Source organism: Nocardioides sp. (assembly GCF_047606145.1).
In the GTDB taxonomy this organism is placed as follows: Bacteria; Actinomycetota; Actinomycetes; order Propionibacteriales; family Nocardioidaceae; genus Nocardioides.
On sequence record NZ_JASGET010000127.1, the window covers coordinates 1 to 6,555 of the forward strand.

General features: G+C 72.5%; 4 protein-coding genes and 1 pseudogene. All 5 read left to right on the top strand.

Annotated elements, in window-relative coordinates; genetic code table 11:
- A pseudogene (locus QM638_RS16710) lies at positions 1 to 228 on the top strand (ROK family protein); the annotation flags it as partial.
- On the top strand, positions 225 to 1,373 hold the full coding sequence (gene nagA, locus QM638_RS16715; protein ID WP_415143684.1) for an N-acetylglucosamine-6-phosphate deacetylase: 1,149 nt from the start codon (positions 225 to 227) through the stop codon (positions 1,371 to 1,373). The pseudogene QM638_RS16710 and the gene nagA, both read left to right, overlap by 4 nt.
- Before the next feature lie 32 nt (positions 1,374 to 1,405).
- Positions 1,406 to 2,185 carry a glucosamine-6-phosphate deaminase gene (locus QM638_RS16720; protein ID WP_415143686.1) on the top strand — a complete coding sequence of 260 codons (780 nt, stop codon included), beginning with the start codon at positions 1,406 to 1,408 and terminating at the stop codon, positions 2,183 to 2,185.
- 63 nt (positions 2,186 to 2,248) lie between these two features.
- The gene (fdnG, locus tag QM638_RS16725; protein WP_415143687.1) at positions 2,249 to 5,473 is read left to right on the top strand and encodes a formate dehydrogenase-N subunit alpha; all 3,225 of its coding nucleotides are present in this window, start codon (positions 2,249 to 2,251) and stop codon (positions 5,471 to 5,473) included.
- A gap of 3 nt (positions 5,474 to 5,476) precedes the next feature.
- Positions 5,477 to 6,475, top strand: coding sequence for a 4Fe-4S dicluster domain-containing protein (locus tag QM638_RS16730; protein ID WP_415143689.1), 999 nt, complete (start codon positions 5,477 to 5,479; stop codon positions 6,473 to 6,475).
- Positions 6,476 to 6,555 lie beyond the last annotated feature (80 nt).

The following is a 6,555-nucleotide window of genomic DNA, read 5'->3' on the forward strand; positions in this document are numbered from 1 at the left end:
GCGCTGGCCGTCGACCCGCGCTCGGTGATCCTGGGCGGCGGGGTCGCCCACCTCGGCGAGCCGTTGCGCGCGGCGGTGGCCGACGCGCTGCGCGCCCAGGCCGCGTCCTCGCCCTTCCTCGCCTCGCTCGACCTCGCCGAACGACTTCGGCTGGTGCCACCCGACGTACCGGTCGCCGCACTCGGTGCGGCGATGGTCGGCCGACGCGCCGAGCGGGGCGGGCGGTGAGCACCCTGGTGGTGCGCGGCGGACGCGACCTGACCGGCGCGCCGACCACGATCACGGCGGCCGACGGTGTCATCACCGGCCAGTCCCCCGCCGCTCACCCCCGCGCCGACGAGGTCCTCGACGCCACCGGGTTGACCGTGGCACCCGGGCTGTTGGACCTGCAGGTCAACGGCGCCGCCGGCATCGACGTGACGGCCGAGCCGGAGCGGCTCTGGGAGGTCGCCGCCGCGCTGCCGCGCTTCGGAGTCACCGCGTTCGTCCCGACCGTGATCACCGCCGCTCCCCAGGTCCGTTCGCGCGCGATCGCGGTGCTCGCCGACGGGCCTCCGGGCGAGGATCCCGGGTCGTGGTCCGGCGCCGTGCCGCTGGGTCTGCACTTCGAGGGTCCGATGATCTCGCCGGAGCGGGTCGGTGCCCACCCGCCGAGGTGGCTCGCCGAGCCGTCCCTCGAGCTCGTCGCCGACTGGTCCCGCGACGCCGGCGTGCTGATGGCGACCCTCGCACCCGAGCTCCCCGGAGCACTCGAGGTCATCGGCACGCTGAGCGATCGAGGCGTGCTGGTCTCGGTGGGGCACACCGAGGCCGACGCGGCGCTCGTCGCGGCCGCCGTCGCGGCCGGCGCGCGGATGCTCACCCACCTCGGCAACGCGATGCCGCCGATGGCGAGTCGCGCGCCCGGCCCGGTCGGCGCGGCGCTCGGCGGCGACGACCTCGTCGCCGGGGTGATCACCGACGGCCATCACCTCGACGCGCTCACCGTGAACGCCGCCTGGCGGGGACTCGGACCGACGCGATTCCTGACCGTCACCGACGCCACCGCGGCGCTCGGCCTGGGCGAGGGGCCCGCGCGTCTGGGCGAACAGGACGTGATGGTCGCGAACGGCACCGTGCGGCTCGCCGACGGCACCCTGGCCGGTTCGGCCGCCTCGCTGTCGCACTGCCTGCGATTCCTGCGTCGTGCGACCGGATGCAGCCTGGCCGAGGCGATCCAGACCTGCACCGCCACGCCGGCGGCCCTGCTCGACGACCCGACCCGCGGCGTACTCCGGATCGGCGGCCGCGCCGACCTGACCCTGCTCGACGGCGACCTGAACGTCGCGGCCACCGTCGTCGGCGGCCGCGTCGCCTATCGCAGGCCGCGCTGAGGGAGCACTGAGGGAGCACTGAGGGAGCACTGATGGAGATCGTCCCGCTGGCCTCCGCGGAGGAGATCGCGCACCTCGCCGCCGACACGATCGAGGATCTGGTACGCCGGCATCCCGCCGCCGTCCTGGGGCTCGCGACCGGTTCGACACCCCTGCCCACCTACCGGGAGCTGCTGCGCCGCCACCGGGCCGGGCGGGGTCCGTCGTACCACGCCGTGCGCACCTTCAACCTCGACGAGTACGTCGGGCTGGCACCCGGCCACGAGCAGAGCTATCTCGCCACCATCCATCGCGAGCTCACCGACGGGCTGGGCATCGACCGCGACCGGGTGCACGGGCCGGATCCGGCGGACCTGGTCACCGCCGGTCAACGCTACGAGCGGGCGATCGCCGAGGCCGGCGGCATCGACCTGCAGCTGCTCGGCATCGGCGGCAACGGCCATCTGGCGTTCAACGAGCAGGGCTCCTCGCTCGCGTCCCTGACCCGGGTCAAGACGCTGACCAGGCGCACCCGCGCCGACAACGCCCGCTTCTTCGGCTCGATCGACGAGGTCCCCCACCACGTGCTCACCCAGGGCGTCGGCACCATCCTGCGGGCCGAACACCTGGTGCTGATCGCCACCGGTGCGGCCAAGGCCGACGCCGTCGCGGCCGCGATCGAGGGTCCGCTCAGCGCTTCGTGCCCGGCCTCGGCGCTGCAGCTGCACCCGCACGTCTCGGTGCTCCTCGATCCCGGCGCGGCCGCCCGGCTCGCCCGGCTCGACTACTACCGCGAGGTCTATGCCGACAAGCCCGGCTGGCAGCGTCTGTGAGGGCAGCGTCTGTGAACGTCGGCCGGCCCCCGCGGCCCGGACCCGGCGCCGTAGGCTGACCGCATGGCAGCGTGGAGCCCTCTGGAGTGGCCGGTCGTCCGCCAGCTGCGCTCCGGGGACAGGTTCGGCCGCGGCCCCGCGGTCCAGTCGGCGCACACCCGCGCGCTGAGCCCGCGCACCGAGACCGCCGACCGGGTGGTGCAGAGCATCTGCCCGTTCTGCGCGGTCGGCTGCGGGCAGCTGGTCTACGTCAAGGACGAGCGGGTCGTGCAGATCGAGGGCGACCCCGACTCCCCCGTCTCGCGCGGCCGGCTCTGCCCCAAGGGCGCCTCCAGCGAGCAGTTGGTCAACAACCCGATGCGACAGACTAGGATCCGCTACCGGGCGCCGTACGCGACCGAGTGGACCGACCTCGAGCTCGACACCGCCCTCGACATGATCGCGGACCGGTTCCTGGCCGCCCGGCGGCACGGCTGGCAGGACACCGACGCGGAGGGCCGCCCGCTGCGACGCGCGATGAGCATCGCCTCGCTCGGCGGCGCGACCCTCGACAACGAGGAGAACTATCTGATCAAGAAGCTCTTCACCGCGGCCGGCGCGATCCAGATCGAGAACCAGGCGCGGATATGACACTCCGCGACGGTTCCCAGTTTGGGAGCCTCGTTCGGGCGCGGCGGCGCCACCCAATCGCTGCAGGACATGGCCAACGCCGACTGCATCATCCTGATGGGCGGCAACATGGCGGAGGCGCATCCCGTCGGTTTCCAGTGGGTCGCCGAGGCCAAGGCGCGCGGTGCCCGGGTGATCCACATCGACCCGCGCTTCACCCGGACCTCCGCGGTGGCCGACCGGCACATCGCGATCCGGGCCGGGTCGGACGTCGTACTCCTCGGCGCGCTGATCAACCACGTGCTCACCCGCGAGCTGTGGTTCCACGACTACGTCGTGGCGTACACCAACGCGGCGACGCTGGTCGGTGAGGAGTACCGCGACACCGAGGACCTCGGCGGGCTGTTCTCCGGGTTCGACCCGGAGACCGGCACCTACGACGGCACCACCTGGGCCTACCAGCGGGACGAGGACGGGCGGCCGCTGCGCGACGAGACGCTGCAGGACCCGCGGACGGTCTTCGGAATCCTCAAGCGGCACTACGCGCGCTACACCCCGCAGATGGTCGAGCAGATGTGCGGCATCGACGCCGAGACCTTCGACTACCTGGCGCGCAGCATCACGGAGAACTCCAACCGCGAGCGCACCACCTGCTTCGGCTACGCGACCGGCTGGACCCAGCACACCCTGGGCGCGCAGTTCATCCGGACCGCGGCGATCCTGCAGCTGCTGCTGGGCAACGTCGGCCGACCGGGCAGCGGGATCATGGCGCTGCGCGGGCATGCCAGCATCCAGGGCTCCACCGACATCCCCACCCTGTTCAACCTGCTCCCCGGGTACCTCTCGATGCCGAAGGTGGGCGAGGACGACACCCTGGCGGCGTACGTCGAGAACCGGGTCACCCCGGGCCAGAAGGGCTTCTGGGCGAACACCGAGACCTACCTGATCAACCTGCTCAAGGCCTGGTGGGGCGAGGCCGCGACGGCCGAGAACGACTGGGCCTACGACTACCTGCCCCGGCTCAGCGGACCGCACGGCACCTACCAGACCGTCGTGGAGATGCTCGAGGGCCGGATCGACGGCTACTTCCTCCTCGGCCAGAACCCGGCGGTCGGCTCCGCCAACGGACGCCAGCAGCGGCTCGGGATGGCCAAGCTGAAGTGGCTGGTGGTCCGCGACCTCAACATGATCGAGTCGGCGACCTGGTGGAAGGACGGCCCGGAGGTCGTCTCCGGCGAGCTGTCTCCCGCCGAGATCGGCACCGAGGTGTTCTTCATGCCGGCCGCCACCCATGTGGAGAAGGCGGGCTCGTTCACCCAGACCCAGCGGATGGTGCAGTGGCGTCACCAGGCCGTCGCACCGCCCGGTCAGGCGCAGTCCGAGCTGGACTTCTTCTACGAGCTGGGGGTGCGCATCCGCGCCCGGCTGGCCGGCTCGACCGACCCGCGCGACCGGCCGCTGCTCGACCTGACCTGGGACTATCCGACCGACGAGCACGGCAACCCCGATCCCGAGGCGGTGCTGGCCGAGATCAACGGCAGCTACGTCGCCGGCCCGCGCGCCGGCGAGCCGCTGTCCGCCTTCACCGAGATGAAGGCGGACGGTACGACGTCCGGCGGCTGCTGGATCTACACCGGAGTCCGCGCCCGCGGCGTCAACCAGGCCGCGCGCCGGGTCCCGGGCGGCGGCCCGGGCGTGGCCCAGAACCAGTGGGGCTGGGCCTGGCCGGCGGACCGCCGGATCCTCTACAACCGCGCCTCGGCCGATCCGGACGGGAAGCCGTGGAGCGAGCGCAAGCGATACCTGTGGTGGGACGAGGAGCAGGGCCGTTGGGTCGGCGACGACGTGCCGGACTTCCCCGTCGACCGGGCGCCGGGCAGCCGTCCCGCCGCCGGACTGAGCGGTCCGGCCGCGCTGGCCGGTGACGACCCGTTCATCATGCAGTCCGACGGCAAGGGCTGGCTGTTCGCGCCCACCGGCCTGGTCGACGGGCCGCTGCCGGCGCACTACGAGCCGCAGGAGTCCCCGGTGGCCAACGCGCTCTATCCGCAGCAGCAGGCGCCGGCCCGGATGACCATCGCCCGGGAGGACAACCTCGGCGCCCCCAGCGCCGGGACGCCCGGCGACGACGTCTACCCGTTCGTCTTCACCACCTACCGGCTCACCGAGCACCACACCGCCGGCGGGATGAGTCGCTGGTCGCCGTACCTCGCCGAACTGCAGCCGGAGATGTTCTGCGAGATCTCCCCCGAGCTCGCCGAGCTGCGCGGCCTGACCAACGAGGGCTGGGCCACCATCATCAGTCCGCGTGCCGCGATCGAGGCCCGTGTGCTGGTCACCGATCGGCTCCGGACGCTGCGGATCAACGGCCGCGACGTGCACCAGATCGGCCTGCCCTACCACTGGGGGGTGGGCTCCGAGGCGGTGGTGACCGGCGACGCCGCCAACGACCTGCTCGGAGTGGCGATGGACCCCAACGTGCTGATCCAGGAGTCCAAGGTAGCCTCCTGCGACATCATCCCCGGACGACGCCCGCAGGGTGCCGCCCTGATGGAGTTGGTGCGCGCCTACCAGCGTCGGGCGGGGACGAGCATCGAGACCGACAACGCGACCGTCACCGACCCCAGCGCGGAGATCATCTATCCGGCGCCGGACCATCCCACGCCCGAGGAGGACTGAGTCTTGGGACAGCTCTCCGGGCCCACCGACCCGACCGCCGACGCGCACTGGTTCGCGCCACCGCCGCGCAAGGGGTTCTTCACCGACACCTCGATCTGCATCGGCTGCAAGGCCTGCGAGGTCGCCTGCAAGGAGTGGAACCGCAACCCGCGCGACGGCGACCTCGAGCTCACCGGGATGTCGTACGACAACACCGTCTCGCTCGGGGCCAGCACCTGGCGACACGTCGCCTTCATCGAGCAGGACGCCGAACGGATCGCGCAGGCCCGCGCCTCGGGTCGGGCGCTGGTCGATCTGGGCATGCCGACGGTGCGGCCGGCGACGGGCCAGCCCGGGCGACCGCCGGTGGACACCACTCCGCCGGACACGCCCGAGTTCCGCTGGCTGATGGCCTCGGACGTGTGCAAGCACTGCACCCATGCCGGCTGTCTCGACGTCTGTCCGACCGGCGCCCTGTTCCGCACCGAGTTCGGCACCGTGGTCATCCAGGACGACGTCTGCAACGGCTGCGGCACCTGCGTGGCCGGCTGCCCGTTCGGGGTGGTGGAACGACGCGCCGACGGCACCGCGGCGCCGACGTACCGCTCCGGGGAGCGCAAGGGCGAGCAGCCGGAGGTCCCGAGACGAGGCGTCGCGCAGAAGTGCACGCTGTGCTACGACCGGCTGCTCAACGAGGAGACTCCGGCCTGCGCCAAGACCTGCCCGACCACCTCGATCAAGTTCGGCGACCACGACGACCTGGTCGCCGACGCCCGCGCCCGGGTCGCCGAGTTGCATGCCCAGGGGATGACCGAGGCCCGGCTGTACGGCGCGAACGAGCTCGACGGGGTCGGCGGGACCGGCGCGATGTTCCTGTTGCTCGACGAGCCGGAGGTCTACGGCCTGCCGCCCGATCCGCGGGTGTGCACGGCCGACCTGCCCACCATGTACAAGCGCGCCGGCATGGCGGCACTCGGCATGCTCGCCGCCGCGGCGGTCTCGTTCCTGGGCGCACGGAGGTGAGGCGTCGATGAGCACCTCGGAGTACGACGCGCTGCGGCCCCCGGAGCCGCCGCGCCGCCGGCGACGCGGCGGTCGCCGAC

What these genes read in the sequence shown, in the direction of transcription:
- QM638_RS16720 (WP_415143686.1), top strand. Translation starts at nt 1,406, where the DNA reads ATGGAGATCGTCCCGCTGGCCTCCGCGGAGGAGATCGCGCACCTCGCC.